Raw genomic sequence first — 26,891 nt, 5'->3', positions numbered from 1 at the left:
GATCAGTCGTTGAAAGCCGTCAGAAACGGCCAAAGACTCAGTCCGAGTACGATCAATACGGCGATCATCGCCAGTACCACATCGACTGGCCGTTGCCAGAACTTCTGCCGAAACGACGGCACTGCAGGCGGGTTGTTATGCAATTCCGCCTGAATCTCTTCGATCAGCGCACGTGCCTGTGCCAGCTCCTCGTCATGATGCAGCCAGATGGCGGCCACTGAAATGCCCCAGCGGCCAGCGTTGGTTTCGTAATACGAAATACCATGTTGATCCAGCGTTGTACGTACCTGATCAGCTTCCTCTTGCGGGACGCCATTAAGATGAAAAACCAGCTTTGCCATTAATCCAGATCATCCAGCAGGGAACGGCCTTGCGGACGTCGGGTCATGCTCATGCCCAGTGCAATCAACAGGGCAATGGCTGAAAGTATGTAAAGAGGCAGCAGACCGGTTTGCATATACGGCGTCTGGCCGCTGCGTAGCTCGGCACGGGCAGTCAGATTGGCGCGGATGCCAGTCGGCAGCTGTTCGACGATCTGGCCACGATTATTGACCAGCGCAGTGATGCCGGTATTGGTTGAGCGCAACAAATACCGGCCGGTTTCCAGCGCTCGCATCTGTGCCAGTCCCATATGCTGTTTGGGGCCGAGCGAGTCACCAAACCAGGCGTCGTTGCTGACCGTCACCAGAATCTCTGCCTGTTTGGCCATGCGGCTGACCAGATCCGGATAGGCAATTTCGTAACAGATATAGGTCGCAACGTCGTACAACTGGTTGTTGGCTTCCATCTGAATCAGAGGTTGGTCACTGCGGCCTGCCAGAAAGCTCGACATATCCAGATCGAAGAAGGGAATTGCCCCGCGCAGGAATTTCTCGAACGGAATAAATTCACCGAATGGAACCAGACGCTGCTTGTGATAAAGGCCATGGCCCATGCCGGTTGCGACCACGCTGTTGTGGTATTCACCCGCCAATGGATCATCCTGCGGATGACGATAGGCGATGCCGGTAATGATTGTCGAATTGTGTTTCTGGCCCTGGGCATTGAGCTCTTCCAGATACGGCAGGAAGCGATCATAGACCAGCGTCACTGCGGTTTCCGGCCAGACAATCAGATCACTGTCCCACAGTTTCTGGGTTTGTTTGACGTACAGATTGATGGTGGGGCCGACCATGTCCGGCTTCCACTTCATATTCTGGTCGATGTTGCCCTGGACCGCGCTGACAGTGATCTTGCCGTCGACATGGGTCCAGTCGAACTGCTGCAACCACAGCCCAGCAGGCCATAACAACAGCGGGAGCAGGAATACCAGCCGTTTGCTGTACCAGGCCTGAATCAGCGTGGTTACTGTCAGCACCAGAATGACGGAAATACCATAACTGCCAATCACAGGTGCCCAACCGGCCAGCCAGGTGTAAAGCTGGCCATCACCGGCAAATAACCATGGGAAACCGGTAAACAGCCAGGACCTCAGCCATTCGTCAAGAAACCAGAATACCGGCAACAGTAACCAGGGCAGTACGGGAGTGTTGCTGTTAGGCCGCCGAAGGCGGGCATAGCCAGAAAATACGATAGCAGGCACCAAAGCCAGTGCGCCGGCAAACAGCCCGACCATCAGCACGGCCAGTGGCATCGAAGTGCCACCAAAATCGTGCATGCTGACGTAGACCCAGGAAACACCGGCTGCGAATTGGCCGAAGAAATACCACCAACTACGGCCGAATGCCTGCGCTGGAGAGGCTGGACGCCACATCAACCAGCAGAAGACGGCAATAGATACCAGCCCCAGCGGCCACCAGTAAAGCGGCGCCAGGGAAAGCGGGAAAATGGCACCAGCTGCCAGCAGTGAAAGTCGCGAAGTCCAGAATTTAATCATGCCGTGGGCTAGCCGCTGTGTGCGTTGGGTCAGACCGGAGTTACTTCCAGCAGGTTGATCTGACGACTGGTGCCGTTGACCACCTTGAAGCGCCAGTTATCAATGGTAATGCTCTCATTGCATTCCGGCACCCGGCCGAAATGGTGAATCACAATGCCACCAATGGTATCAAAGTCTTCATCGGAAAATTCGGACTGGAAGAAATCGTTGAAGTCTTCCACCGGCGTCAGCGCCTTGACCATATAGATCTGTTGCTCGACTTCCTTGATCAGACTTTCTTCTTCGTCGTAATCGTGTTCGTCTTCGATGTCGCCAACGATTTGTTCGAGCACGTCTTCGATCGTCACCAGACCAGCAATGCCACCGAACTCATCGACCACAATCGCCATATGGTTGCGGGTGGAACGGAACTCACGCAACAGTACGTTAAGGCGTTTGCTTTCCGGCACAAAGGTGGTTGGCCGCAGAATTTCCTTGAGACGGAAGCTGGCGTCGACGTTATCGGTCAGCAGCAAGGGCAGCAGGTCTTTGGCCAGCATAATGCCGAGCACTTCAGACTGCTCATCGTCCAGTACCGGGAATCGGCTGTGGGCGGATTCGATAACGCGGGGGAGGAAATCCTTGATCGACTCATCGATCTGGATGGAGACAAGCTGAGAGCGCGGGATCATGATGTCCCGTACCTGCATTTCGGAAACCTGCAGGGAGCCTTCAAGAATGTTCAGGGTGTCACTGTCGACGATGCCGCGTTCAGCGGCTTCGCGAACAATCATTTTAATATCCTGGCGATTTTGTGGTTCGCCAGAGAACAGGTCAGACAGCTTTTCCAGCCAACTTCGGGGCTGACCCGATCGGTCTTCGCTCATGGTGCCTCATCTTGATAAGGATCTTCGTATCCGAGGCGGGCCAGAATCTCACGTTCGAGTCCTTCCATCTCCTCGGCTTCGTCGTCATTTATATGGTCGTAGCCAAGCAAATGCAAGCATCCGTGCACGACCATATGTGCCCAGTGGGCCTCGCTGCTTTTACCTTGTTCGGCGGCTTCGCGGTCCACTACCTGAGCGCAGATAATCAGATCGCCCAGTAGCGGCAGCGGTACTTCAGGCGGCGCTTCAAACGGGAAAGACAACACATTGGTGGCGTAGTCCTTGCCGCGATAGTCGCGATTGAGTTCCTGAATTTCGGCTTCGGCGCTGAGACGAACAGTCAGTTCCGGTTCGTCGAACGGGCAACGGTCGGCAAGGGCGGACTCCACCCACAACTGCAACTGCTCATCAGTTGGCAGCGACTGATACTGTTCCAGTTCGTCGGCGATCTGGATATCCAGAAACACTTCCATCAGGAGTTTGCTCCGGAGTTGTTGTCTGCAGCGGCTTTTTGTTCAGCCTGACGGGCTTTTTTCTCGGCTTCGACTTTTTCTTCGTAACGGTCGTAGGCATCAACAATACGCTGTACCAGAGGGTGACGGACGACGTCGCGGTTATCAAAGCGGGTGATACCAATACCTTCGACACCGTCGAGCACTTCCAGACCATGACGCAGGCCGGACGGCACGCCACGCGGCAGGTCGACCTGGGTCAGGTCGCCGGTAATCACGGCGCGGGAACCAAAGCCAACCCGGGTCAGGAACATCTTCATCTGTTCCTTGGTAGTGTTCTGGCTTTCATCGAGGATTACAAAGGAATGGCTGAGGGTACGGCCACGCATGTAGGCCAGTGGCGCAACTTCGATGATGTTGCGTTCCATCAGCTTGCCAACCTGTTCGAAGCCAATCATTTCGTAGAGAGCGTCGTACAGGGGGCGCAGATACGGGTCGATTTTCTGGGCCAGGTCTCCGGGCAGGAAGCCGAGTTTTTCACCCGCTTCAACCGCCGGGCGTACCAGCAAAATACGTTTGACCTCATCACGGCTGAGCGCCTCAACGGCCGCGGCTACTGCCAGGAAGGTCTTGCCGGTACCGGCCGGACCAATACCGAAGTTGATGTCGAAGCTGCGAATCTGCTCAATGTATTCCTTCTGATGCTTGCCACGAACCTTGACGTAGGTTTGCGGGGTTTTGATCAGCAGGGAGTCGTGCTGTTGAACCTGGGCGGCGACATCATCTTCAGCCGCTGCTTCTGTCTGGGCTTCGCCTGCATTGGCCGCAGCCGCTTCTTCGGCGTCCTTGACCTTGATGGCGTCTTCCGACAGCAGCAGGTGGATCAGATCCGGGGTAATCGGAGTACCAGAAGCGGTTTCCAGATACAGACGTTCCAGCATGTGGGCCGCACGAGCAGCCGGTTCGGGATCCCCTTCGAGGGTGAACTGGTTGCTGCGGTTGAATATGTTGAGCTGGAAGTGCTGGGCAATCTGCTTGATATGACTGTCCAGATGGCCGCAGAGGTTGGCGAGCCTGTGGGTATCTTCAGGCTGCAGATCAAGTGTGACAATGTTATCTGGGCTGGCCGGGGGCATGGATGTGTCGGTCAAGCAATGGCTCCTGTCTGGCGGAAGTGGCCCGGTTTAGTAGGCCACTTCCGGATTGATGACACTACCACGCAAGCTGTTGGGGTAGGCATCTTCAATTTTTACCTTAACGAATTTACCAATCAGACTGTGATCTTCATAGCGGAAGTTTACAACCCGGTTGTTTTCGGTACGGCCTTGCAGCTCGCCCGGATCCTTGCGGGATACGCCGGTAACCAGAATGGTTTCCTCACCACCCACCATGCGACGGCTGATCTGCTGGGCATGCTGGACAATACGGGCTTGCAGGATGTGCAGGCGTTCCTTTTTCACCTCTTCCGGGGTGTCGTCATCCAGCTGGGCCGCCGGTGTCCCCGGACGGGCGCTGTAGATAAAGCTGAAAGAGGTATCAAAACCGATCTGTTCGATCAGTTTCATGGTGTCTTCAAAGTCTTCGCTGGTTTCGCCCGGGAAGCCGATGATGAAGTCGGATGAAATCGAAATGTCCGGACGCAGCTTGCGCAGCCGCTCAATCTTGTCGGTGTAGAGATCGATTTCGTGACCACGTTTCATGGCTGCCAGAATACGGTTGGAACCGCTCTGTACTGGCAAGTGCAAATGGCTCACCAGTTCGGGTACTTCGGCGTACACGTCGATCAGGCTGTCAGTGAATTCTACCGGGTGTGAGGTGGTGAAACGAATACGGTCAATGCCGTCAATTTCAGCCACCCGGGTAATCAGTTCGGCCAGATCGGCTTCTTCACCGTCGGCAGTCTCACCACGGTAGGCGTTGACGTTCTGACCCAGCAGGTTGACTTCACGAACCCCTTGGGCTGCCAGGGTAGCGACTTCTTTCAGCACGTCGGCCAGCGGGCGACTGACTTCTTCACCACGGGTGTAAGGCACCACGCAGAAGGTACAGTATTTGGAGCAGCCTTCCATCACGGAGACAAAGGCGCTGCAGCCGTCGGACTTGGGTGCCGGCAGGTGATCGAATTTCTCGATTTCCGGGAAGGTAACGTCCACCACCTGAATCGCGTTGGCAGCCTTGTCGACCATGCCTGGCAAGCGGTGCAGGGTTTGCGGGCCAAAGACCATGTCAACAAACGGCGCACGCTTGATGATGGCATCACCTTCCTGACTGGCGACACAACCGCCAACACCGATTTTCAGGTTGGGGTTTTTGGCTTTCAGGGATTTCCAGCGGCCCAGTTCATGGAACACTTTTTCCTGGGCTTTTTCGCGGATGGAGCAGGTGTTCAGCAGAATCACATCGGCTTCTTCCGGATTATCGGTCATCACCATTTCATGACTGGATTCGAGCATATCCGCCATTCGCGATGAATCGTATTCGTTCATCTGACAACCGTGGGTCTTGATAAACAGCTTTTTCGGTTGGTTAGGTGCGGAAGTAGTCATGGAGTAGGTGGCCTCCGGTATCGCGAAAATAAGGGGGCGGCATTATACTTCGCGACCCGCTTTCAGTCGATGCCAGCGGCGGCTGATTCGTTGTTTTTCCAATCCGTTTGAGGCGCAGGCCTGATCATGTCCCAGAAAGACGATAACAACCCTATCTATCGGGTTGTCTTCATGCAGCAATCCGAAGTGTTCGAGATTTATGCCCGTTACATTTACCCAAGCGATTTATACGGCTTTGTTGAAGTGGAAGAGCTGTTGTTTGGTGAGCGTTCACAATTGGTTGTGGATCCTGGCGAGGAACGTTTGAAAACGACCTTTCAGGACGTTAAACGTACTTTTATCCCCATGCAGGCGGTGATTCGTATTGATGAGGTGAGCAAGCAGGGGATGGCGAAGGTAACTCCTAATGAAGGCTCAAACGTTGCTTTCTTCCCGGTGCCGGGAGGCCCTGGCAGCAGTAAATAGTATTGCCATAATTGCGAACGGTTGACAGCTTTGTCGTCTTGTCAGCCTTTTGTTGCCCTGCTATGTTCAGGGCTTCAGCAGTTGTGAAAGGAGGCTTGTGCAGTTCCACGCTATGGCGTTGCCAATTCCACCCAATCCAGGGAGTAAGCCTCATGAGTGCAGAGATGATGCCACTGTTCTGGCGAATCGCCGGACATGAACATAACGGTCAGGAAGCCGTCAGTCTGTTAATGCCAGCCAATGCTGGTGAGTCCCCCGCTGAATTCCCCACAGAAGTGTGTTTTCAATCCAATCGCCACCAGAAACAGCCCGTTGACCTGCGTTGGTCCGACGAAGACTCAGACCTGTTTATGAGTTTGCTGGATCGAGTTGTTGATGTTGAAAAAGACGAGGATATTACTCTCGATATCAACGATGGTGTTGTGCAGGGTATCGTCCAGCTGGTTGCACTGGCGCGTTTCAAAAAGCCCATGCGGCTGGATCAATATCTCGACCCGGAGCTGAATGTCTATCGTGAAGAAATGGATGTTGGTGATCTGATATCGGTACGGACGAGTGGAAGTTTCGTATTGGCAATTCTGGTCAGTATGGACTCTGTTGAAGCCACCTGTGTATTGCTGGAGCCGGTTGAGGATTTGCAGGGTGAGGTGATGGTTGCCGAAAATACCCTGTTCAGCGTGGACCGCTTGAGCGTGTTACCAGCGGTGTTTGCCGATTCCGATGATGGCCAACATGAGGTACTGCATTGAGTGCTGAATAACGGCTGCCGACCAGCGGCCAGGTGATTACCTGCCGTTGGTCAGCCGTTGTTGCTTCTGCTTCAGTACCAGCTTGGTCAGAGCTGAATAGAAGCTGGTCATTTGACCAGAGCTCTTGGCTTTTGGGGCCGCTGCCATTGGACGAGGCACTTCACGGCTGATCTCGATTTGAGCTTCCATTTTTTGTTGTTCCTCTTGCACGGTTGAAAGTAAGGTCATGCCTGCTGATCTCCTGGTGCTGTTTACTATCGTTTCAGTGCATCCCAGCACAGACCGATGATTTCACCTTCGGTACAGGCACCACAGGGATGGGTATCCGGAAATTGCTGTTGTTTCTTGGCCATCATTGAGAGAGTGCCAAACGTTACTGTGTTCAGTAAGGAGTTCGGTAACTCCTTGAAGACGCCTTGTTGCTTGCCATCCTCCAGCAAATGATCAATTTGCTGCATCATCCCGTTGATGGCTTCGTCCTTCTGTTGCTGGCAGATCGCTGGCGATGAAATCAACTGCTCCATCAGGGCTCGCTGGTTCGGGTTGGCGAGGATGTAACGGTAATAATTCCCCCACAGCCGTTCAAAGCGCGTCCGTAGAGGTGCGGTTTCGTCATAGCCTTCTGAACAGGCGACTGTCAGTTTTTGAAACAGGTCGATAAACAGGGCAAATACCAGATCCTGTTTGGTTTCAAAATAACGGTAAATGGTTCCGGCACCGCAGTTGGCCCGGGCCGAAATCTTCGACATCGGGCAGGCTTGCAGGCCGTATTCCACGATCATATCGGCCGTGGCATCAAGAATTTGTTGTCGCTTGTCGATCATGCTAACTATCAGGCGGTGACTGAACGTTCATTCTGCTTTTTGAAACGAATGGTTGCAATGGCTGATTGGTGATCAAATTAAAATAGTCTGTTTTAAATTGGACGATTTGTTCGGTATTTGGCGTTTTGTGGCCGACTGGATTCTGATCAGTGTCAGGATTTGATCAGATTTCAAGGTTTGAGGAGATCGTATGCTGAAGTGATTTGCTGTGAAAATAGCGGGAAATGAAAGTTCTGGCTGAGTAAAGATGGGTAAAATCGGAATGAACGTTCAATAACGCTGGGCGTTATTGAACGTTGCTGGCCAATCAGACGTTGAAGCGGAAGTGCACCACGTCACCGTCCTTGACGATGTATTCCTTGCCTTCCAGACGCCAGCGACCGGCTTCTTTGGCTCCGGCTTCACCCTTGTATTGAATAAAGTCGTCGTAGCCAATCACTTCCGCACGAATAAAGCCGCGTTCGAAGTCGGTGTGAATAGCTGCAGCAGCACGTGGTGCAGTGGAGCCAATCTTGATGGTCCAGGCACGAACTTCCTTAACACCGGCGGTGAAGTAGGTTTGCAGACCCAGCAATTCGTAACCGGCGCGAATCACACGATCCAGACCTGGCTCGCTCATGCCCATTTCGGACAGGAATTCCATCTTGTCTTCGTCGTCCAGTTCGGCAATTTCAGATTCGATCTTGTTGCACACGGCAACCACCTGGGCACCTTCAGAAGCGGCGATTTCACGCACGGTGTCGAGGTAGGGGTTATTCTCGAAGCCATCTTCTGCGACGTTGGCTATGTACATGGTTGGCTTGGTGGTCAGCAGGTGGAAGGTGCGGGCCAGCTTCAGCTCGTCTTCGTTCATATCCAGCATGCGAGCGGTATGACCAGCTTCGAAGTGTGGCAGCAGACGCTCCAGCAGGGCTTTCTGGGCAATCGCTGTTTTATCGCCGCCCTTGGCGGTACGGGTGATACGCTGCAGCTGCTTTTCACAGGATTCCATATCGGCCAGTACCAGTTCGGTATTGATGATTTCGATATCATCAGCTGGCGATACTCGGTTGGCGACGTGAATCACGTTCGGGTCTTCAAAACAACGTACTACGTGAGCAATGGCATCGGTTTCGCGAATGTTGGCGAGGAACTGGTTACCCAGACCTTCACCACGGGATGCACCTTCTACCAGACCGGCGATATCGACGAATTCCATGGTGGTTGGCACCACGCGTTCTGGTTTGACGATGGCGGACAGCTCATCCAGACGCTTGTCTGGCATTGGCACGATACCGGAGTTGGGCTCGATGGTGCAGAAAGGAAAGTTCTCGGCGTCGATGCCCGCTTTGGTCAGTGCGTTGAACAGAGTGGATTTACCGACGTTGGGCAAACCAACGATACCGCATTTAAAGCCCATGTGAATTTCCTGTAATTGAACAAAGTTTGAGGGCGGGTATTTTACCCTTTAAATGTATGAAGTCGATTCATGGCCTTGGCCAGATCGCCTGAAAGTGCATCCGGAATGACCCGGCAGGCTTCATCAATAGCGGCCTGAATCTGTTGCTCTTCGGATTTTGGTGCCCGACCCAACACATGGCCGGTTACCAGGGATTTGTCACCCGGGTGGCCGATGCCAACACGCAGGCGGTGAAAATCCTTGTTGTTGCCGAGCTGGGCAATGATGTCGCGCAGGCCATTTTGGCCGCCGTGACCGCCACCTTGTTTGAAGCGGGCGATGCCGGGTGGCAGGTCCAGTTCGTCATGGGCGACAAGAATGGCTTCAGCCGGAATTTTGTAGAAGTTGGCGAGCGCTGCGACGGCCTGACCACTCTTGTTCATAAAGGTCGCAGGCTTCAGTAGCCAGACTTCCTGGCCCTGGATGCGTCCCTTGCCGACATGGCCGTGAAACTTGCGGTCCGGGCTGAGGCGAATGCCATGCATTTTTGCCAATTCATCAATCAACCAGAAACCGGCATTGTGGCGCGTGTTTTCGTATTCGCCGCCCGGGTTGCCCAGGCCTGCGATTAATTGAATCTTGTTGGTCACTCGATATCTCGTCAATGAGGGGAATTCAGTTGCCGCATTGTACGTTTGCTTGCCGCAAATAAAAAACGGGGCCTCTGAATCCGGATATTCCGGACGCAGGGCCCCGCTTTTATCAAATGCCTGAAGCGAAGGGCTGATTACTCAGCGGCTTCTTCTTCTGCACCTTTCTGAGCCAGTACAGATACAACAGCAGTGTCGTGCTCTGGACCGTGAGTCAGAGCCAGAGCTTCAACGCCTTCTGGCAGTTTCAGGTCGCTCAAGTGAACCACTGTGCCAACTTCAACGGCAGCCAAGTCAACTTCGATGAATTCTGGCAGGTGATCAGCAGTGGTCACGATGTCCAGGCTGGTCAGCTGGTGAGTTACCTTGCCGCCGCCAGTTTTCACGCCAACACAGCTTTCTTCGTTAATGAAGTGCAGTGGTACGTGAGCCTTGATCTTGGAATCAGCAGATACACGCAGGAAGTCGGCGTGCCAGATCATGGCTTTGGATGGGTGACGCTGCAGATCTTTCAGAACGACAGTTTCGGTGTTGCCAGCAACATCCAGAGTGATAACGCTGCTGTAGAAAGCTTCGCTTTCCAGCAGTTTGTTCAGTTCGTTAGCCTTCAGGGTGATGGCTACTGGTGCAGCTTCGCCACCGTAAACGATAGCTGGAACACCATTTTCACGACGCAGGCGGCGGCTCGCACCCTTACCCTGATCTTCGCGAAGAACAGCAGATACTGAGAAATCTGACATTTTATTTACCTCATTATTGATAGAAAAAACCGCCGAGGCTTGCGACCAGCCTGGGCGGCTTGTGCTGCTTGCCTGTGGCAAACAGCGTCAGTGCCAATGGTTAATCCGCAGATTAACGGAACATGGCGCTGATGGATTCTTCGTTGTTGACGCGGCGTACCGCTTCAGCCAACAGACCGGCAATGGTCAACTGACGGATATTGCCGGTAGCGCGAGCAGCTTCAGACAGCGGAATGGTGTCGGTAACGACCAGCTCATCCAGCTCGGTGTTGCTCAGGCGCTCAATTGCGGGGCCGGATAGTACAGGATGTGTACAGTAAGCCACAACTTTTTCTGCACCGAATTCTTTCAATGCCTTGGCGGCGTGGCACAGGGTGCCAGCGGTATCAACCATGTCGTCAACCAGTACACAGGTACGGCCTTTAACATCACCAATGATGTTCATGACTTCGGCAACGTTGGCTTTTGGACGACGCTTGTCGATGATGGCCAGGTCAACGTCGAGTTGCTTGGCAATCGCACGGGCACGTACCACACCACCGATGTCCGGAGACACAACGATCAGGTTTTCGTAGTTCTGACGCTCGAGGTCATCCAGCAGTACTGGTGAGCCGTAAACGTTATCCACCGGAATATCGAAGAAACCCTGGATTTGGTCGGCGTGCAGGTCAACAGTCAGCAGACGGTCGATACCGGCACCAGCCATCATGTCGGCAACCGCACGAGCAGAGATAGGTACACGGGCACTGCGAGGGCGACGATCCTGACGGGCGTAACCAAAATATGGAACAACTGCGGTAATACGGCCAGCAGAGGCGCGACGCAGGCCGTCAGCCATCAGCAGCAGTTCCATCAGGTTGTCATTGGTCGGTGCGCAGGTTGGCTGAATGATGAAAACATCCTTGCCGCGTGCGTTTTCGTCGATTTCGATGGTGATTTCACCATCGCTGAATTTGCCTACATGTGCGTTGCCAAGAGGAATGTCCAGACGCTCAACGAGAAGGCGAGCCAGCTCAGGGTTGGCGTTACCGGTAAATACCATCAACTTAGACACGACAGTCCCCTTTAAGAGTAGATAGATTCGGCGATGGGAATATAAAAGAATTGGCTGAGGTGGTAGGACTCGAACCTACGAATGACGGGATCAAAACCCGTTGCCTTACCACTTGGCGACACCCCAGCATCAGGATGGGCTGAATAGTACCTTATGCGCTGGTGATTGGTTAACACCTTTTGCTACAAATACATGAAATTCAGCCTGCAATTGCGCAGCAGCACTGAGTGCTTCTGTTTCCGAGTCGAAGTGTGCAAATACGCATGCACCTGTTCCCGTCATCATGGCAGGAGAAAAATAGTCCAGTGATTTCAAGGCCTTCGCTACCTCCGGGTAGAGTCTGGCGACCACTGGCTGGCAGTCATTTCTGCCCCCCTGCTCAAGCGCGGTGCGAATACTAATGGCGCTTGTATCCCTTGTCAAATCCTTATGAGTGAATATCTTGCCGGTATTTACGTGGACGTCCGGGTGTATCACCACAAACCAGGGTTCTGCCAATGTTGGAACAGGCGTTAGTTGCTCTCCCACACCTTCTGCGAAGGCTGCTTGGCCACGCACAAACACGGGTACATCGGCCCCCAGGGTCAGGCCAATGGCCGCCAGTTCATCGAATGACAGTTGCAGCTGCCAGAGCTGGTTCAGAGTCAACAGGGTGGTCGCGGCATCGGAACTGCCGCCACCGAGTCCGCCACCCATTGGCAGGCGTTTGTCGAGCTGGATATTGGCGCCACTGACAGGCAAACCACGTTCCCGTTGTTTGGCTTGCAAGGCTCGGGCTGCACGAATAATCAGGTTGTCCTGTTCAGCGACGCCGTCGATAGCCGGTTGCAGGGTCAATTGATCGTCATCACGCAGCTGAAAAGACAGCCAGTCGCAGTGATCAATGAACTGAAACAGCGTCTGCAGGTTGTGATAACCATCCGCACGTCGCCCGGTGATGTGCAACATCAGGTTCAGTTTGGCGGGGGCGGGAATACGGAGCCAGGCGTGGCCAGCGTTGTCAGTCATACAGGGTCCAGTCGTTGATCGCCAGTGTCAGTTTATAGTCGTAGCCGGTCAGTTTGATCAGGCCGGGTAACCAGACCCCCTGATACTGTTGATAACGTTTGTAGCTGATAGTCCAGCCGTCCTGCTGCAGCTCTGCCAGCAGGCCATAATTGTCGCGCTGCTCGGCCGCTTGTGAGTCTGGCGCTGCCATGCCCTTGATCCAGTAGGGCAGCCCGGCAACCGGAATGCTCCAGCCCAGTTGTTCATACAGCAGCTGTTCGGCGTTGGCGGCCTGCATTGGCGTGTCCTGATCCGGCAGCGTCAGGCTGGCGTGCTGACGATCACCGCTGAGGCGGGAGGAACCTTGTCCCAGCGGCCCGCTGACAAACAGGTTGTAGCGGTCACCGTCCTGTTTCCAGGTCATGTAGCCGGTCACGCTGTCGCTGCTGTTACGAACTGACAGTTTTCCCTGTACCTGCCAGCTGCTGAGCTGTTGCAGCTGTTGGGGTTGATCGGCGCCCGGTAGCAGAGCACAGGCACTGGCAAATAACGCCAGTGCCGCAATGGCAAGTGCGCGAATCATCTCAGAGGTCGTCCGCGTTCAGGCCATGACGTTTGAGGGTATCCAGCAGGATTGGGCTGTTGGCTTCGCTTTTCAGGCCCGCTTTCCAGGCTTGTCTGGCTTTGGATTGTTTGCCGAGTTTCCACAAAACCTCACCGTAATGGGCGGCAATTTCGTGGTCGTGAACAATATCGAACGCCTGTTTTAACAAGGGTTCGGCCTGATCGTATTGCTGCAAATGGAAATAGGCCCAGCCGAGTGAATCGAGCACAGCCGGACTGTCAGGACGTAATTCGGCGGCTTTTTGCAGCATTGGCAGGGCTTCTTCGCTGCGGCCAAGGCGATCAACCAGGGTGTAACCGAGGGCATTCATGGCTTCTGCGTTATCCGGTTGCAGTTCGATCACCTGACGCAGGTCAGCTTCCAGCATATCCAGGTTGCCCATGCGATCAGCCAGCATGGCGCGGGAATAGAGGATTTGTGGGTCATTGGGGTGTTTGTCGAGCAGGAAGTTGTAGCGCTCCATCGCCGCATCATATTCGCCGCCGTCCGACAGCAGACTGGCCTGCAGCTGGGTTAGTTCATCAGCTTTCTGCGGATTGAGATTGGCGATCTTGCCCAGATAGTTGATGGCCGCGGACAGGCCGTCCTGATCCGCAATAATCTGGGCTGCGCTCAGTTGGGCGGGCATAAATTCGCGGCCGCCGGTGACCTGGATATAGTAGGTCAGAGCCTTTTTCTGCTCGCCCGCCCGCTGTTCCAGTTGTCCCAGATAATAAAGTGCCTGGGTGCGATGGGCACCGTTGCTCAGTAACTCCTGCAGGTGTTGGCGGGCGTTGTCATCCTGTTCCATATCGTATTCGATCAGGGCCAGCGACAGCAGTAAGGTGTTGTCGTCCGGATATTCCTGATACAGCTGTTCGAATGCCTGCAGCGCCGCTGCCATATCGCCCTGATTGAGAATCAGCCTGGCACGCAGGACTTTCATGCCCTTGTGTTCCGGATGCAAGGTCAGAACCTGTTCGACCCAGGCCAGTGCGGCTGTCTTGTCTTCGCCATTGGCCAGCAAACGGGCCTTGAATACCGCAGCGCTGAGCAGATCTGGCTGTAGTGTCAGGGCTTGTTCGTACTGGCGCAGAGCTACGCCGTCCATGCCCAGGCTCTGGTTGATGATGCCCAGTGCGGTCCAGACGGATGCGTTGGATGGATCTTCGCCGGTTTGCTGGAGCAGGGCTTCCTGCAAATCGTTGCGTTTGTCTTCGCTGGCGACTGCGGCAGTGCTGGCCAGTAATTCGTAATGGCTGACACCGCTAAGCTGGTGAACGGCATTGATTTCATCCAGTGCCAGGCTGAATTGCTGACGCGACATATACAGCTGGGCCAGACTCCAGTGAGCATCGGCGTTGTCCGGCTCTGCCTGGAGCCAGATGTCGGCAGCCTTGATGGCGCTGTCGATATCGCCGGTAAACTGGGCAACCTGCATGGCGCGGAAGGCAATTTGCGGATTACCGGATTGCTGGGCCTGATACAGATAGCCCTGGCGAGCGACATCAAATTGCTGGCGTTGACCAGCAAACTCCGCAGTTAACAGCTCAAACAACTCTTGCTGGCTGAAATTGCCTTTGGGTAGCGCCGGTTTGGCGGCAGTCGCCGCAGTATCAGAGGTTTCTACAGGCGGTGCGGCCTGCTCAATGTTTGCAGTGTCGTTCGGCTTGCTGGCCAGTTGGGCGCAGCCGCTGACCAACAGGGTGGCCAGCATCGCAGTGGCGGAACGAACAGCCATGCTGAGAATGCCGGGTTTGATATTCATGCTAGGTACTGTTTTGGGAATGAACACTCTGTTCCTACCGAATTCTGTGAGTCTGGCCAGCTTGGAGTCGCAACCCGGCGATAAAGTTTTGCGTCTATTTAGGGTTAGATGCCACACTAAGTCAAAGTTTTAGGCAGCAAAACCGCGCGCGGATGTTTATAATCCGCGCTTTTCGATTTGGGGTGACGCAAGGCAACATGGCTATCTGGGCATTGGGAATCAACCATAAAACCGCGCCGGTGTCGGTGCGCGAGCGGGTTGCCTTTAATCCTGCCAGTATGCCGCAAGCTTTACTGGAGCTCTGCAACGTCAAGGCGGCCGAAGAAGCGGTCATCCTGTCTACCTGTAATCGTACCGAAATCTACGGTTCTTCCAGTGCGTTCGACTGGCAGCGCGTACGCGACTGGCTGGCGCAGCACCACGGTATTGACCGTGCTGATCTGGAAAGTGCCCTCTATATTATGGAACAGGACCAGGCGGTGCAGCACACCATGCGGGTAGCCAGTGGTCTGGATTCACTGGTTCTTGGTGAACCGCAGATTCTGGGCCAGATGAAGTCTGCCTATGCGGTGGCGCAGGAAGCCGGAACGGTGGGTTCTGAATTGGGCCGACTGTTCCGCGAAACCTTCTCGATTGCCAAGCGGGTGCGTACAGACACTGCCATTGGTGAGAATCCGGTATCGGTGGCGTTTGCCGCTGTGCGTATGGCCCAGCATATCTTTGCCGATCTGCGCAGCAGCACCGCACTCTTGATTGGTGCCGGTGAAACCATCGAATTGGTGGCCCGCCATCTCAAGCAGGCCGGTATTCGCCGCATAATTGTTGCCAACCGGACGCTGGCCCGGGCCCAACATCTGGCGGAAGAATTTCACGCCGAAGCGATTCTGCTGGAAGACATTCCCGAGCATCTGTCTGATGCCGACGTGGTGATTTCCTCTACCGCCAGTCCGTTGCCGGTACTGGGCAAGGGCACCGTGGAAAAAGCGCTCAAGCGCCGCCGCCACAAACCCATGTTTATGGTCGACATTGCGGTCCCGCGTGACATCGAGGAAGAGGTCGCCGAGCTGGGCGACGTCTATCTTTATACGGTTGATGACCTGCGCAGCATTATCGAAGAAAACGTGCGCTCCCGCGAAGATGCTGCCCGTCAGGCTGAAGAGCTGATCAGTGCCGGTGTTGAACACTATATGCGTGAGCTGAAGGTGCTGAACGCCGTTTCAACCGTAACTGACCTGCGTGCTCATGTGGATCAGGTGCGTGAAGAACAGCTGCTCAAGGCCATCAAACAATTACAGAACGGGAGTGATGCCGAAAAGGTATTGCGCCAGTTCGCTCATACTTTCAGCAACAAATTGCTGCATGCCCCGACGATTGCCTTGCGCCAGGCCGCGGCGGAGGGTCGAATGGAAATATTCGATACCACCCGCGAGCTGTTCCAGCTGGGTGACGACGACATCGCTGGCAACGACGACGAATAATTCATGAAAGCTTCAATTCTGCTCAAACTGGAAACCCTCGCGGAACGTTACGAGGAGGTTGGCCATCTGCTGTCAGACCCTGACATCATTGGCGACCAAAACAGGTTTCGCAGCCTCTCAATGGAATATGCCGAACTGGAAGACATTGCCCAGGCGTTTGGCAGCTACCAGCAGGCCCAGTCTGATTTGCAGGAAGCTGAGCTGCTGGCCACCGACAGTGACCCGGATATGCGGGCCATGGGTGAGGAAGAACAGCAGGCGGCCAAACAGCGGCTGGAACAATTGACCCAGCAGCTGGAAATCCTGCTGCTGCCAAAAGACCCGGATGACAGCCGTAACGTGATTCTGGAAATCCGTGCCGGTACCGGCGGCGACGAAGCAGCGATTTTCGCCGGTGATCTCTATCGCATGTACAGCCGTTTTGCTGAAACCGTTGGCTGGCGTACCGAAGTACTGAGTGCCTCCGATGGCGAACATGGCGGCTACAAGGAAATCATCAGCCGCATCAGTGGCACTGATGTTTACTCCCGGCTGAAATTTGAATCCGGCGCCCACCGCGTGCAGCGGGTACCGGAAACGGAAAGTCAGGGCCGTATTCACACCTCCGCCTGTACCGTGGCGGTGATGCCGGAAGTGGAAGCGGAAGAAGCGGTCGATATCAACAAGAACGACTTGCGTATTGATACCTTCCGGGCGTCTGGTGCCGGTGGTCAGCACGTTAACAAAACCGACTCGGCCATCCGGATTACCCACTTGCCAACCGGCATGGTGGTGGAGTGTCAGGACGAACGTTCGCAGCACAAGAACCGCGCCAAAGCGATGGCCTTGCTGGCGACCCGCTTGCGTGATGCCCAGCTGCAGGCTGCCCATGCTGAACAGGCTGCAACCCGCAAGAGCCTGGTTGGTTCCGGCGATCGCTCTGAACGGATTCGCACCTACAACTACCCACAAGGCCGGGTTACCGACCATCGCATCAACCTGACCCTCTACAAGCTGGAGGAAATTGTGCAGGGTGATCTGGCACCGGTTATTGAGCCGCTGCTGCAGGAACATCAGGCCAACCTGTTGGCGGAAATGGCCGGTGGCAACTGAGTTGCAGATTACTGACTGGCTCAAACAAGCGGCTGTCAGGCTGCAGGCCAGTGGTTCTGAAAGTCCGAAACTGGATGCCGAATTGCTGCTGGCTGATGTGCTGCAGAAAGACCGCACCTGGCTGTTTACCTGGTCAGACAAGTTGCTCGATGCAACGGCTGTCAGTCAGGCGGATCAGCGGCTGCAAAGGCGTCTGCAAGGTGAGCCGGTGGCCTATATTCTTGGGTACCGCGATTTTTGGTCATTGCGGCTGGCGGTTTCGCCAGCGACCCTGATTCCACGTCCGGATACTGAAACCCTGGTGGAATGGGCGCTTGAACTGCCGCTCCCGGCTAACGCCCAGGTGATTGATATGGGCACAGGTACTGGCGCTATCGCGCTGGCGCTGGCGTCCGAGCAACCGGGCTGGCATGTCACTGGTGTGGACTACAGTGACGACAGCGTAGCGCTGGCTCAGCAGAATGCCCGGAGCAATCAACTAACGACCGTGCGGTTTTTTCAGAGCGACTGGTTCTCTCAGGTTAGCGGGCATTTTGATCTGATCGTCAGCAACCCTCCCTACATCGATGCCAGTGACCCGCATTTGTCGCAAGGTGATGTGCGTTTTGAGCCTGCTTCAGCATTGGTGGCCGAGGATCACGGCATGGCTGATATTCAGCAGCTGATTGAGCAGTCGCAGCACGTCCTTAACGATAATGGCTGGCTGCTGTTTGAGCATGGTTATCAGCAAGCAGAATTGGTCGCCGCTGCTCTGCGGGCGGCAGGATTCGCGGACGTCTCCAGTCGGGTTGATCTGGCTGGTAATCCTCGTGTGACCGGCGGCCGCTGGCCCGTAACCCGTCTGGCATAAGGTCAAGCCCATGAACGATCAGGATCTGCTGCGCTACAGCCGCCATATTTTACTGCCGCAAATCGATCTGGATGGCCAGCAGGCCTTGCTGGACTCCCACGCCATGATTATTGGCCTCGGCGGTTTGGGTTGCCCGGTGGCCATGTACCTGGCGGCGGCCGGGGTTGGCAAGATCACGCTGGTTGATCATGACCGGGTTGAAGTCTCCAATCTGCAGCGCCAGATTGCCCATACTGACGCGGATGTTGGTCGCTTCAAGGTAGAGTCGGCAGCTGAAACCTTGCGGCAGCTGAACCCGGCAATCGAGATTTGTTGCGTCACCGAAAAAGCCACACTGGAGTGGCTGACGGCTGAACTTCCAGAGGTCGATGTGTTACTGGACTGCACAGACAACAGCAGCATTCGTTACCAAATGAACGATGCCTGTATCGCAACCCGGACTCCCTGGGTATCTGCTGCAGCGACTGGCTGGGCTGGTCAGCTGCTGGTTTTTGATGCCCGCCAGGCCAATACGCCTTGTTATCGTTGTCTCTATCCTCAGCTTGGAACAGACCCGGCGGGTTGCGCCGAAAGCGGTGTGGCAGCGCCGTTAGTCGGGGTTATTGGCAGTCTGCAGGCGATGGAAGCGCTGAAGCTGCTGACAGGGGCGGGTAAAGCTCCGCTGGGACGCCTGATGACTTATGATGCCTTGCATTCCGACTGGCAAAGCTGGCAGTTGAATGTCGATCCTGGCTGTCAAAGTTGTCAGGGTTTATCTTCCAGGCAGGCTGATTGATTCAGCCTGCTATTCGCTTCTCAAGTATCTCTTATATTCTGACTGTTTTTTGATCTAGACTGATTCTGGTGAGAGGGGATTTCCTCTGACGACAGTTCGCGGCACAGGATGTTTTGCGACCATTATATAGCTGTATGGTTATTTTGTAATTTATTGGCATCCGTATTGCTGCATGACTTGTATGATTATCCAATAACAAGTGAGGCGGGTATGGCCAGAGTAATTGTGCTGGGTGCGGGAACCGGTGGCATGGCCGGTGCGTATGAGATTCGTGAAATCCTTGATAAAGAGCACCAGGTGACGGTGATTAATAATCGGGAGGATTTCCAGTTTGTGCCATCCAATCCCTGGATTGCCGTTGGTTGGCGTGAACGCTCCGAGATCAGTTTTCCGATTCGCCCCTATCTGGAAAAGAAAGGCATTGAGTTCATCGCCTCAGCAGCAGTGAAACTGGACGCTGAAAACAGTGTGATTCAGCTGGCAGATGGCAGCGAGCAAGCCTATGACTATCTGGTGATCTGTACCGGCCCCAAACTGAACTTTGCTGCTGTCGAAGGTGCGGGCCCACACGGTGGTTTCACCCAATCGGTTTGTACTCTGGATCACTCGGAAGCCTGTTATGAAAACGTCAAAGAGCTGATTGCAGAGCCAGGCCCTGTGATTGTGGGTGCAATGCCGGGCGCTTCCTGTTTTGGCCCTGCCTATGAATATGCTTTCACCATCGAAGCCGAGCTGCGTAAACGCAAGATTCGCGATCGAATTCCGATGACCTATGTCACCAGCGAACCCTATATTGGCCACCTCGGGCTGGGCGGTGTTGGTGACTCCAAGTCGATGCTGGAAAGTGAACTGCGCAACCATCACATCAAGTGGATCACCAACGCCAGGGTGACCAAAGTTGAGCAGCACACCATGTACGTTGATGAGCTGGACGACATGGGGAATCTGAAGCGTCAACATGAGCTACCGTTCAAACATTCGATGATGCTGCCTGCTTTTGCTGGTGTTGATCCGATAGCCGCCGTTGAAGGCCTGGTTAATCCAAAAGGGTTTGTGCTGATCGACGAATTCCAGCGCAATCCAAAATTCCAGAATATCTACGGCGCTGGTGTCTGTGTGGCGATTCCACCGGTTGAAGACACCCCGGTACCGACCGGCACACCCAAAACCGGCTATATGATTGAATCCATGATGACTGCCATTGCCCACAACCTGCTGGCAGATATTGAAGGCAAGGGCGAGGCCAATCACCGTGGCACCTGGAGCGCCATTTGTCTGGCGGACATGGGCGATACCGGCGCAGCGTTTGTAGCGATCCCGCAAATCCCGCCTCGCAACGTTGCCTGGTTCAAGAAGGGCAAGTGGGTGCACTTGGCCAAAATTGCCTTCGAGAAATACTTTATTCGCAAGATGAAGACAGGGTCATCCGAGCCTGTATATGAAAAATACACCCTCAAGGCGCTGGGGATTAATCGTCTGAAAGAAGAGGATTGACAGAAGTCAGGTGGTAGGAAATCAAAAAAGGAGCCTTGACTCTAATGCCAGTCAGTTAAGGAGAAAACGCTGAAGATAACGTCTTTCCAGACGAGCTTGCGAGATCTGGAATCCATGCGCGGTGATGGGAAATTCACCGCCGTATGGATCCTGAGCCTACGCGGCCCGGTTAGCTCAGGATGACGAGTAATAGTCGACTTCGGCGCTTAACTGATCAGTGTTAGAACCTTGGCTCTCTTCTTTATTGAGCTGGACTTTGTGCCGGGCTCTTACCCTGGCAGTGGGAAGGCTAGTCTTACTCCTCACCAAACATCGAACAGTCGATATAGTCACACAGGCAGTGAATCACCAGCAGGTGTACTTCCTGAATCCGTGCCGTCACATTCGATGGCACACGTATCTCAACGTCGTCGGTCGTCAGCAGCGACGCCATATTGCCGCCGTTTTTACCGGTCAGGGCTATTACCGTCATTTCACGCTCGTGAGCGGCCTGAATCGCCTGAATCACGTTGGCAGAGTTACCACTGGTTGAAATAGCCAGCAATACATCGCCCTGGTTACCCAAGGCGCGAATCTGTTTCGAGAACACTTCATTGTAGCTGTAGTCGTTGGCGATCGAAGTCATGGTCGACGGATCGGTCGTCAGTGCAAAAGCTGGCAGCCCTGGGCGTTCACGTTCAAAGCGGTTCAGCAGTTCGGAAGAAAAATGCTGGGCATCGCCAGCCGAGCCACCATTACCACAGCTGAGAATCTTGCCTCCAGAGAGAATGCAATTAACCATTGCCTGGCCAGCGCGCTCAATAAAGGGCGGCAGCTGTTCTGCTGCGAGGGCCTTGGTTTCAATACTGCTGCCGAAATGGCCAATGATGCGGTCTTGCACGAATAATCTCCGAAACTGGCTTGCCCCGTCATACTAATGCATCGTCAGGCCAGTTCCAACGCGGTCACTGAATATCTGGTCAATTATCAAAATGCATTGGTGATCCAGTCGAACACGACCGGTTCACCAGTACCGGATAGGACATCAAAACGGCAGTCCTGTTCCGTATTGCCGGTCTGCTGCAGATAGTGTTGGGCGGCCAGTTGCAGCTTGTGCTGTTTGTGGGCGGTGACGGTCTCGGCTCCCGAGCCAAAGTTTGTCTGGCGGCGGTAACGCACTTCCACAAATACCAGCGTAGCAGTTGATTGAGCAATGATATCAAGCTCGCCATAGCGGGTGTGGTAGTTACGTTGGAGGATCTGCAGACCCTGTTGCTGCAAATACTCACAGGCCAGGGTTTCGACCCGCTGCCCGCGGGCAACCGTGTCGGTGCGTGCGGGCTTGTCTGGAGCGGAATACATATCGACGTCCTTGTCGTTATGAGGTGGTCTCGAATGTCAGTCGGCGCTGCCAATCAACTGTGGTTCACCGGCACGGAATACCGCGCACTCCGTCTGCCGACGAACCCGCCGTTGTGGATCCAGTGTCAGTTGGCCGGTCACGCCGCCGATCTGGCTGTCCGGGAATGCCTGTAGCTGTGGCAAACGGGGTAACAGTCGATAGGCATCAACGCCCAGCGCGTACAGCCGCAGATACGGCCCCTGGCCACGCGGCAGGCTTTTTTCGACCTGCTGATAGAGCTCGCCTTTTTCCAGCACCCAGGGCAAATCACAGAACTGGATGCCATTCAGATCGCGGTCGTGATCCGCTTCTGGATAACCACTATAAACGTGAGAGGTCGCATAAACCGGCAGGTTGCCAGCGAAGTTGAACGCCAGCGTAGGTTTGATCTGACGAGCCTGTTGCGGTTGCGCTACCAGGAATAGCCAGTCGGCATCTTCTCGGCGACGCGGTTCAAATTCGGTCGTCTGGCGTAATAACTGGCGCATTTGTTTGAAACGCTGGTTGCTCTCGTCAACGTTCAGCAACGCCTTGATGTCCGGGTTGTAATCGTTCTGGTTTTTGTAGAAGCGGGTTTCGCTGATCTTGCCACCCAGTTGCAGCCAGTAGTCGCGGAAGCTTTCAAAAATCCGCTCGCCCCAGTCACCTTCCGGCACCATCACCAGCGCACGGCGATAACCGTCGGCCCAGGCTCGGTCGGCAGCCTGAATGGCCTCATCTTCCGGTGCCAGGCCAAATTGATACAGGTTGCTGGCAATGGTTTGTTGTTGAGCTGGTTCTATTGCATCGACCGGCAGTTCTGTTGCTGGCGTCAGGTCGGCATAGTTCAGTGCCAGGGTTGGAAGCGACAGCGTGGGCAGACCTTGCAGGTGTTGCACCTGTTGTTTATTGACCGGGCCTATCAGCCACTGGGCTCCAGCCATCAAGGCTTCGGCGTAGACGGCATCAATGGAGTCGGCGCTCAGGGTATCGATAAAAGTCAGGTCAGGTGTCGGTTGCTGTTTAGCCTGGGCGCTGTAATAACTGGCCAGCAGACCATCACGAATAGCTTCACCGGAAGCGGCCAGCGGGCCGGATAATGGCAAGGCAACGGCGACCCGCTGTGGGCGCTGGGCAGCGATTTCAGACAGATGCGCGAGGTTGCCGGGCAGCTGGCGCGCCGCCGGATGCAGCGGATATCGCTGCTGCCATTGCTGCAGCGCACGCAGTTGATCATCAAGGCCGAGATCCGGTCGACGGGCCAGTTCCGCCAGCTGCAGCCATTGCCCCAGCTCGGTGCCGGCATTTTGTTGCAGCCGATTGGTAATTTCCTCGTAAGGCATCTGGCTGAGATCCTGCCAGATGGCTTCGTGGTTTTGCTGGCCCAGATTGGCTGGCAGCTGGGAAGCGACAAAAACGCGCTCTCGGGCGGCGGCGAAATATTCACCGTCAGCCTCATACTGGCGGGCTTTCAGGTAACTGATTCGGGCATCCTGGGAAGGCGTAACCTGCTCCAGGTAGCCGTCGAGCTGTTGCAACAGCAGCGCTGCTTCGTCGCTCTGCTGACTACCCTGGGCTATCTCTGTTGCCAGTAACAGCCACTCAATTCGCTGATTAACTGGCAGCTGTTGCGGGTCGAGCTGTTGCAAATGCAGGCGGGCGTTGCCAAACTCGCCGCTTTCAAGGGCTTGTCTGGCGTCACGGAATACCTCGGTTATTGCTGGTTGCTGCTCGGTTGCGGCAGCTTGGGTTGGGGTTGATTGTGGTGCCGTTGCACAGCCTGCCAGCCCCATGGCGGTGATAACTGCTGCCATGGAGACGATTTTGCAAACCCCAGGTACTCTTCCTCGCATGAATTCTCATCCCGATACTGTGTCAGCCACCTTGTACGTTGTGGCTACCCCGATTGGAAATCTGGCCGATCTGACCGAGCGGGCCCGGCAGGTATTGGCGTCTGTCGATTTGATTGCGTGCGAGGATACCAGACATACCCAGAAATTACTCCAGCACCTGGGGATTCGTAAGCCGCTGATTTCGGTACACGATCACAACGAACGCGATCGGATTGATCAGGTGATCGAGCATCTGTCACAGGGCCGCAATATGGCGCTGGTGTCTGATGCCGGAACGCCGCTGATTTCCGACCCAGGCTATCCATTGGTGCAGGCGCTTGCCGATGCCGGACACAAGGTGGTTCCGATTCCCGGAGTCAGTGCCATGATCACGGCGCTGAGTGCGGCCGGATTGCCGACCGACCGCTTTTTGTTTGAAGGTTTTTTGCCGCATAAACGCTCAGGGCGAGTGGAACGCTTACAGAATGTTGCCCAGCAGACCGCCACGTTGGTGTTTTATGAGTCCAAACACCGGATTCTGGATTCACTGGCAGATATGGCAGAAACCTTCGGAGCAGATCGGCCGGTTGTGGTCGCTCGTGAATTGACCAAAACTTTCGAAAGTTTTTACCGTGGTAGTCTGGCTGAGGTGATCGAACAGCTGTCCAGTCACGACGACCATCAGAAAGGCGAGTTTGTGGTGATGGTGGCGGGTAATCCGGCACCGGTAACGGCATCGGAGGTTGATTTCGAACGCTTGTTCAAGCTGTTGCTGAAAGAATTACCACCGAAAAAGGCAGCAGCCGTTCTGGCGGAACTGACTGGCCAGAGCAAAAAGGATCTCTACCAGCAGGCGCTGGAGTGGAAGGACGAAGCCTGAAGTGGCTGACCCGCGCTGGAATCGTGGCTTTTTGTGTCTGCTGCTCGCAGATATGACAGTTCTGTGATAGATTCCGCTGCCTGAGTCGACCAGACAGTCGTCGCCTGCTTTGGCAGGGGGAGGAAAGTCCGGGCTTCAAAGGGCAGGGTGCCAGGTAACACCTGGGGGGCGTGAGCCTACGACCAGTGCAACAGAGAGCAAACCGCCGATGGCCTCGCAAGAGGATCAGGTAAGGGTGAAAGGGTGCGGTAAGAGCGCACCGCGCGGCTGGCAACAGTTCGTGGCACGGTAAACTCCACCCGAAGCAAGACCAAATAGGTTCCCTACAGGCGCGGCCCGCGCTGGGAACGGGTAGGTCGCTTGAGCCAGTGAGTGATTGCTGGCCTAGATGAATGACTGTCTACGACAGAACCCGGCTTATCGGTCGACTCAGTCGATGCTGTAAGTCTTTGAAATATAAGGCTTACGGCTATCCTTCCTGCACCTCGTCAATGAGGTGTTACAGATGCTGCTACAAAAACGTGGTTCGATTTATTACTTCCGTTGGGTAATTCCTGAACATCTGCGGCCCATATTTGGTCGTCGTGAGCTTGTTCGTTCTCTCCGTACCTCATGTATCTTCACTGCAAGAGTTCGTTCCTATAGATTCTGTACTTTGGTTCGAGCACACAAGGAACACTTTGGAATGTCTGATACGGACAACGCTGGCTATGAAGGATTAATGAAAACCCTGTGGGATCAACTGCTTAGGGATAATCAGGACATACCTGCAGATCGACAGGAATACAAACAAGAACGATATAAGATGGGCGAGGTTAAGAGGATGATTACTGAATCAGCTCTTAACCAGAAAGGAGAGATCGATGGTTATCATAGAAGAATTGACGATATAATTAAATCTTTTATTGAGATTGTTTGGCCTGAAGCTGATTTTAGCCCAATATATAATAATCCAGAAGAATGTAGGCGTTTCCTTGATGATATGAGATCAATGATATACCACGTCTCAGATCAGCGTCAGGAGATGTTGAATCCTGAAACTAATATACCTCCTTTGCCTTCTTATCTTGGTGGGGGGCTGCAGAATAAACCACTACCAGAAGACAAAATCGAACCCCTGAAGATAGAAGGTGTCTGCTTCTCTAAACTGCATAAGGAATATATCGATCATCTGCGGGAAAAAGGCACCAAGGAAAGCACTCTGGAGGATTATGAACGGTATAATAAACGCTTTGTTAACATGAGGGGGGATTCAGATGTCAATGGGATTAATAAGGTGTTCTTGAGAAGCTTTATATATGATTTTAAGAAGTTGCCTAGGATGAATCTGAATCGCTATAAAGGGGTTGCTGAAACTGAATTATTAAAAATTAATATACCTGACTCTGACTTGGTATCTCCCAGATATGTTCACTCATGTGTTAAGTGGTTGGTCTCGGTGTTTAATTTTGCAGTTGAATCCGAATATTTGAATAAGAATCCCGCTGATGGACTCACTCGTGTATTTCCCAAAGGGGGCACTCGATATTCTGATTACACTGATGAGGAGGTCAGAACACTTATTCGCAAAGTTTCTGGAAATAGTTTCAAATGGAGAGAGTTGCTTGTAATGCTTGGAGCTTATACAGGCATGAGGCTGGGGGAGATTCACCAGTTGAGGAAGGAGGACTTTCGTCGGGATACACATTCTGGCGTTATGTATATATCTGTTAACAAGGAGGGTGGAAAGAAGGTTAAGAATGATAACTCCTTGCGTAGTGTCCCTATTCACCAAAAACTAGTTGATTATGGACTAATGGAATACGTTGATCAGTTAAGCGCAGGAGAGCGTTTGTTCACAAATAGAGAGCAGTACTGTACTCAATGGTTTGCTGGCTTTTTATCTGATTGTGGCATTGATAAACTAAATCAATTGGGTGAAAGGAGGGTTTTCCATTCTTTCAGACATACCTGTGTGACAAAGATGAAATCCAAAAACATTGGGGATAGTCTAGTCGAGCAAGTGGTCGGCCATAAAGAGCAGAGGCCAACAATAACAGATGGATATACACATAGGTTTCCAATTGAAGATCTTGTTCCTGCTGTTAACGCAATTGACTATGGAATGGAGTAGTAAATGCTCCGTTTGTTTAACCTGGCCTCTGTATTAAGTGGTTCCTGATACGGAAAAT

Annotated in this window: 27 protein-coding genes, 1 tRNA gene, 1 other RNA gene and 1 pseudogene; 11 read left to right on the top strand and 19 right to left on the bottom strand. The window is 54.0% G+C overall.

Annotated elements, in window-relative coordinates; translation table 11 throughout:
• Window positions 1-2: 2 nt before the first annotated feature.
• From K6123_RS15160 to miaB, 6 genes are read right to left on the bottom strand one after another with little or no spacing between them, the layout of a single operon-like run.
• Window positions 3-341: a DUF6164 family protein gene (locus tag K6123_RS15160; RefSeq protein ID WP_221799200.1), complete on the bottom strand. Its 339-nt coding sequence runs from the start codon at window positions 339-341 to the stop codon at window positions 3-5.
• A complete protein-coding gene (lnt, locus tag K6123_RS15155) occupies window positions 341-1,876 on the bottom strand; it encodes an apolipoprotein N-acyltransferase (RefSeq protein WP_221799198.1) in 1,536 nt (511 codons plus the stop codon). Before lnt ends, K6123_RS15160 begins: the two co-directional genes overlap by 1 nt.
• A 29-nt stretch (window positions 1,877-1,905) precedes the next feature.
• The gene (locus K6123_RS15150) at window positions 1,906-2,742 is read right to left on the bottom strand and encodes a CorC family transporter (RefSeq protein WP_221799196.1); all 837 of its coding nucleotides are present in this window, start codon (window positions 2,740-2,742) and stop codon (window positions 1,906-1,908) included.
• Window positions 2,739-3,215: an rRNA maturation RNase YbeY gene (gene ybeY / locus K6123_RS15145; protein WP_221799194.1), complete on the bottom strand. Its 477-nt coding sequence runs from the start codon at window positions 3,213-3,215 to the stop codon at window positions 2,739-2,741. The genes K6123_RS15150 and ybeY overlap by 4 nt, the downstream gene beginning before the upstream one ends.
• Complete coding sequence (locus K6123_RS15140) at window positions 3,215-4,330, bottom strand: PhoH family protein (protein WP_221799453.1); 1,116 nt, start codon at window positions 4,328-4,330, stop codon at window positions 3,215-3,217. The genes ybeY and K6123_RS15140 overlap by 1 nt, the downstream gene beginning before the upstream one ends.
• A gap of 48 nt (window positions 4,331-4,378) precedes the next feature.
• Window positions 4,379-5,740 (bottom strand): tRNA (N6-isopentenyl adenosine(37)-C2)-methylthiotransferase MiaB, encoded by a 1,362-nt coding sequence (miaB, locus tag K6123_RS15135; RefSeq protein ID WP_221799192.1) that lies wholly within the window; start codon window positions 5,738-5,740, stop codon window positions 4,379-4,381.
• A gap of 126 nt (window positions 5,741-5,866) precedes the next feature.
• Between miaB and K6123_RS15130 the strand changes: the two genes are divergently transcribed.
• Complete coding sequence (locus K6123_RS15130) at window positions 5,867-6,205, top strand: DUF1820 family protein (protein ID WP_221799190.1); 339 nt, start codon at window positions 5,867-5,869, stop codon at window positions 6,203-6,205.
• 152 nt (window positions 6,206-6,357) lie between these two features.
• Window positions 6,358-6,954: a hypothetical protein gene (locus K6123_RS15125; RefSeq protein WP_221799188.1), complete on the top strand. Its 597-nt coding sequence runs from the start codon at window positions 6,358-6,360 to the stop codon at window positions 6,952-6,954.
• Between the two features lie 36 nt (window positions 6,955-6,990).
• On the opposite strand, the gene K6123_RS15120 is transcribed toward K6123_RS15125, so the two are convergent.
• The 10 genes from K6123_RS15120 to K6123_RS15075 all read right to left on the bottom strand — a co-directional run bounded on the left by K6123_RS15120 (window position 6,991) and on the right by K6123_RS15075 (window position 14,959).
• Window positions 6,991-7,182: a hypothetical protein gene (locus tag K6123_RS15120; protein ID WP_221799187.1), complete on the bottom strand. Its 192-nt coding sequence runs from the start codon at window positions 7,180-7,182 to the stop codon at window positions 6,991-6,993.
• Between the two features lie 26 nt (window positions 7,183-7,208).
• Complete coding sequence (locus K6123_RS15115) at window positions 7,209-7,778, bottom strand: TetR/AcrR family transcriptional regulator (protein WP_221799185.1); 570 nt, start codon at window positions 7,776-7,778, stop codon at window positions 7,209-7,211.
• A 307-nt stretch (window positions 7,779-8,085) separates the two neighbouring features.
• A complete protein-coding gene (gene ychF, locus K6123_RS15110; protein WP_221799183.1) occupies window positions 8,086-9,177 on the bottom strand; it encodes a redox-regulated ATPase YchF in 1,092 nt (363 codons plus the stop codon).
• 41 nt (window positions 9,178-9,218) lie between these two features.
• Complete coding sequence (pth, locus tag K6123_RS15105) at window positions 9,219-9,806, bottom strand: aminoacyl-tRNA hydrolase (protein WP_221799181.1); 588 nt, start codon at window positions 9,804-9,806, stop codon at window positions 9,219-9,221.
• A gap of 137 nt (window positions 9,807-9,943) precedes the next feature.
• A complete protein-coding gene (locus K6123_RS15100) occupies window positions 9,944-10,546 on the bottom strand; it encodes a 50S ribosomal protein L25/general stress protein Ctc (RefSeq protein WP_221799179.1) in 603 nt (200 codons plus the stop codon).
• 112 nt (window positions 10,547-10,658) lie between these two features.
• The gene (locus K6123_RS15095) at window positions 10,659-11,600 is read right to left on the bottom strand and encodes a ribose-phosphate pyrophosphokinase (protein WP_221799177.1); all 942 of its coding nucleotides are present in this window, start codon (window positions 11,598-11,600) and stop codon (window positions 10,659-10,661) included.
• 51 nt (window positions 11,601-11,651) lie between these two features.
• A tRNA-Gln gene (locus K6123_RS15090) sits at window positions 11,652-11,726 on the bottom strand.
• A 3-nt stretch (window positions 11,727-11,729) separates the two neighbouring features.
• Window positions 11,730-12,608: a 4-(cytidine 5'-diphospho)-2-C-methyl-D-erythritol kinase gene (gene ispE / locus K6123_RS15085; RefSeq protein ID WP_221799176.1), complete on the bottom strand. Its 879-nt coding sequence runs from the start codon at window positions 12,606-12,608 to the stop codon at window positions 11,730-11,732.
• Window positions 12,601-13,170, bottom strand: coding sequence for a lipoprotein insertase outer membrane protein LolB (gene lolB / locus K6123_RS15080; RefSeq protein ID WP_221799174.1), 570 nt, complete (start codon window positions 13,168-13,170; stop codon window positions 12,601-12,603). The genes ispE and lolB overlap by 8 nt, the downstream gene beginning before the upstream one ends.
• A gap of 1 nt (window position 13,171) precedes the next feature.
• A complete protein-coding gene (locus K6123_RS15075) occupies window positions 13,172-14,959 on the bottom strand; it encodes a tetratricopeptide repeat protein (RefSeq protein ID WP_221799172.1) in 1,788 nt (595 codons plus the stop codon).
• A gap of 197 nt (window positions 14,960-15,156) precedes the next feature.
• Here K6123_RS15075 and hemA point away from each other — a divergent pair, with 197 nt between their 5' ends.
• The 5 genes from hemA (at window position 15,157) to K6123_RS15050 (ending at window position 20,648) form a co-directional block, all read left to right on the top strand.
• Window positions 15,157-16,437, top strand: coding sequence for a glutamyl-tRNA reductase (hemA, locus tag K6123_RS15070; protein ID WP_221799170.1), 1,281 nt, complete (start codon window positions 15,157-15,159; stop codon window positions 16,435-16,437).
• 3 nt (window positions 16,438-16,440) lie between these two features.
• The gene (prfA, locus tag K6123_RS15065; RefSeq protein ID WP_221799168.1) at window positions 16,441-17,529 is read left to right on the top strand and encodes a peptide chain release factor 1; all 1,089 of its coding nucleotides are present in this window, start codon (window positions 16,441-16,443) and stop codon (window positions 17,527-17,529) included.
• The gene (gene prmC / locus K6123_RS15060; RefSeq protein ID WP_343224003.1) at window positions 17,519-18,379 is read left to right on the top strand and encodes a peptide chain release factor N(5)-glutamine methyltransferase; all 861 of its coding nucleotides are present in this window, start codon (window positions 17,519-17,521) and stop codon (window positions 18,377-18,379) included. Before prfA ends, prmC begins: the two co-directional genes overlap by 11 nt.
• 10 nt (window positions 18,380-18,389) lie before the next feature.
• Window positions 18,390-19,154 carry a HesA/MoeB/ThiF family protein gene (locus K6123_RS15055; RefSeq protein ID WP_221799166.1) on the top strand — a complete coding sequence of 255 codons (765 nt, stop codon included), beginning with the start codon at window positions 18,390-18,392 and terminating at the stop codon, window positions 19,152-19,154.
• A 210-nt stretch (window positions 19,155-19,364) separates the two neighbouring features.
• Window positions 19,365-20,648: an NAD(P)/FAD-dependent oxidoreductase gene (locus K6123_RS15050; protein ID WP_221799164.1), complete on the top strand. Its 1,284-nt coding sequence runs from the start codon at window positions 19,365-19,367 to the stop codon at window positions 20,646-20,648.
• A 295-nt stretch (window positions 20,649-20,943) separates the two neighbouring features.
• Here the strand turns inward: K6123_RS15050 and K6123_RS15045 are convergent, their stop codons facing one another.
• The 3 genes from K6123_RS15045 to K6123_RS15035 all read right to left on the bottom strand — a co-directional run bounded on the left by K6123_RS15045 (window position 20,944) and on the right by K6123_RS15035 (window position 23,822).
• The gene (locus K6123_RS15045) at window positions 20,944-21,528 is read right to left on the bottom strand and encodes a phosphoheptose isomerase (RefSeq protein WP_221799162.1); all 585 of its coding nucleotides are present in this window, start codon (window positions 21,526-21,528) and stop codon (window positions 20,944-20,946) included.
• Between the two features lie 86 nt (window positions 21,529-21,614).
• Complete coding sequence (locus tag K6123_RS15040; RefSeq protein WP_221799160.1) at window positions 21,615-21,989, bottom strand: YraN family protein; 375 nt, start codon at window positions 21,987-21,989, stop codon at window positions 21,615-21,617.
• A 36-nt stretch (window positions 21,990-22,025) separates the two neighbouring features.
• The gene (locus K6123_RS15035) at window positions 22,026-23,822 is read right to left on the bottom strand and encodes a penicillin-binding protein activator (protein ID WP_221799158.1); all 1,797 of its coding nucleotides are present in this window, start codon (window positions 23,820-23,822) and stop codon (window positions 22,026-22,028) included.
• Between the two features lie 37 nt (window positions 23,823-23,859).
• Here K6123_RS15035 and rsmI point away from each other — a divergent pair, with 37 nt between their 5' ends.
• The 4 genes and pseudogenes from rsmI (at window position 23,860) to K6123_RS15020 (ending at window position 26,833) form a co-directional block, all read left to right on the top strand.
• Entirely contained in the window at window positions 23,860-24,720 is an 861-nt protein-coding gene (rsmI, locus tag K6123_RS15030) for a 16S rRNA (cytidine(1402)-2'-O)-methyltransferase (RefSeq protein WP_221799156.1), read from the top strand.
• Between the two features lie 81 nt (window positions 24,721-24,801).
• An RNA gene (gene rnpB / locus K6123_RS15025) (RNase P RNA component class A) lies at window positions 24,802-25,156 on the top strand.
• A 69-nt stretch (window positions 25,157-25,225) separates the two neighbouring features.
• Window positions 25,226-25,354: pseudogene (locus tag K6123_RS23510) on the top strand (DUF6538 domain-containing protein); the annotation flags it as partial.
• A 51-nt stretch (window positions 25,355-25,405) separates the two neighbouring features.
• Window positions 25,406-26,833, top strand: a complete 1,428-nt coding sequence (locus tag K6123_RS15020) for a tyrosine-type recombinase/integrase (RefSeq protein WP_221799153.1) — start codon at window positions 25,406-25,408, stop codon at window positions 26,831-26,833.
• The last annotated feature ends 58 nt before the right edge of the window (window positions 26,834-26,891 follow it).

This window comes from Oceanobacter mangrovi, from assembly GCF_019740315.1.
GTDB lineage: Bacteria > Pseudomonadota > Gammaproteobacteria > Pseudomonadales > Oceanobacteraceae > Oceanobacter > Oceanobacter mangrovi.
The sequence above is the reverse complement of the archived record's forward strand: the minus strand, read 5'-3'. Positions and strand labels throughout refer to the sequence as shown.

What these genes read in the sequence shown, in the direction of transcription:
- K6123_RS15035 (WP_221799158.1), bottom strand. Translation starts at nt 23,822, where the DNA reads ATGGCAGCAGTTATCACCGCCATGGGGCTGGCAGGCTGTGCAACGGCA.
- K6123_RS15040 (WP_221799160.1), bottom strand. Translation starts at nt 21,989, where the DNA reads ATGTATTCCGCTCCAGACAAGCCCGCACGCACCGACACGGTTGCCCGC.
- hemA (WP_221799170.1), top strand. Translation starts at nt 15,157, where the DNA reads ATGGCTATCTGGGCATTGGGAATCAACCATAAAACCGCGCCGGTGTCG.
- ychF (WP_221799183.1), bottom strand. Translation starts at nt 9,177, where the DNA reads ATGGGCTTTAAATGCGGTATCGTTGGTTTGCCCAACGTCGGTAAATCC.
- miaB (WP_221799192.1), bottom strand. Translation starts at nt 5,740, where the DNA reads ATGACTACTTCCGCACCTAACCAACCGAAAAAGCTGTTTATCAAGACC.
- K6123_RS15160 (WP_221799200.1), bottom strand. Translation starts at nt 341, where the DNA reads ATGGCAAAGCTGGTTTTTCATCTTAATGGCGTCCCGCAAGAGGAAGCT.
- ybeY (WP_221799194.1), bottom strand. Translation starts at nt 3,215, where the DNA reads ATGGAAGTGTTTCTGGATATCCAGATCGCCGACGAACTGGAACAGTAT.
- K6123_RS15050 (WP_221799164.1), top strand. Translation starts at nt 19,365, where the DNA reads ATGGCCAGAGTAATTGTGCTGGGTGCGGGAACCGGTGGCATGGCCGGT.
- rsmI (WP_221799156.1), top strand. Translation starts at nt 23,860, where the DNA reads ATGAATTCTCATCCCGATACTGTGTCAGCCACCTTGTACGTTGTGGCT.
- K6123_RS15140 (WP_221799453.1), bottom strand. Translation starts at nt 4,330, where the DNA reads ATGCCCCCGGCCAGCCCAGATAACATTGTCACACTTGATCTGCAGCCT.
- K6123_RS15020 (WP_221799153.1), top strand. Translation starts at nt 25,406, where the DNA reads ATGTCTGATACGGACAACGCTGGCTATGAAGGATTAATGAAAACCCTG.
- K6123_RS15125 (WP_221799188.1), top strand. Translation starts at nt 6,358, where the DNA reads ATGAGTGCAGAGATGATGCCACTGTTCTGGCGAATCGCCGGACATGAA.
- K6123_RS15075 (WP_221799172.1), bottom strand. Translation starts at nt 14,959, where the DNA reads ATGAATATCAAACCCGGCATTCTCAGCATGGCTGTTCGTTCCGCCACT.
- K6123_RS15130 (WP_221799190.1), top strand. Translation starts at nt 5,867, where the DNA reads ATGTCCCAGAAAGACGATAACAACCCTATCTATCGGGTTGTCTTCATG.
- K6123_RS15120 (WP_221799187.1), bottom strand. Translation starts at nt 7,182, where the DNA reads ATGACCTTACTTTCAACCGTGCAAGAGGAACAACAAAAAATGGAAGCT.
- lnt (WP_221799198.1), bottom strand. Translation starts at nt 1,876, where the DNA reads ATGATTAAATTCTGGACTTCGCGACTTTCACTGCTGGCAGCTGGTGCC.
- prfA (WP_221799168.1), top strand. Translation starts at nt 16,441, where the DNA reads ATGAAAGCTTCAATTCTGCTCAAACTGGAAACCCTCGCGGAACGTTAC.
- K6123_RS15150 (WP_221799196.1), bottom strand. Translation starts at nt 2,742, where the DNA reads ATGAGCGAAGACCGATCGGGTCAGCCCCGAAGTTGGCTGGAAAAGCTG.
- lolB (WP_221799174.1), bottom strand. Translation starts at nt 13,170, where the DNA reads ATGATTCGCGCACTTGCCATTGCGGCACTGGCGTTATTTGCCAGTGCC.
- K6123_RS15115 (WP_221799185.1), bottom strand. Translation starts at nt 7,778, where the DNA reads ATGATCGACAAGCGACAACAAATTCTTGATGCCACGGCCGATATGATC.
- K6123_RS15100 (WP_221799179.1), bottom strand. Translation starts at nt 10,546, where the DNA reads ATGTCAGATTTCTCAGTATCTGCTGTTCTTCGCGAAGATCAGGGTAAG.
- ispE (WP_221799176.1), bottom strand. Translation starts at nt 12,608, where the DNA reads ATGACTGACAACGCTGGCCACGCCTGGCTCCGTATTCCCGCCCCCGCC.
- K6123_RS15055 (WP_221799166.1), top strand. Translation starts at nt 18,390, where the DNA reads ATGAACGATCAGGATCTGCTGCGCTACAGCCGCCATATTTTACTGCCG.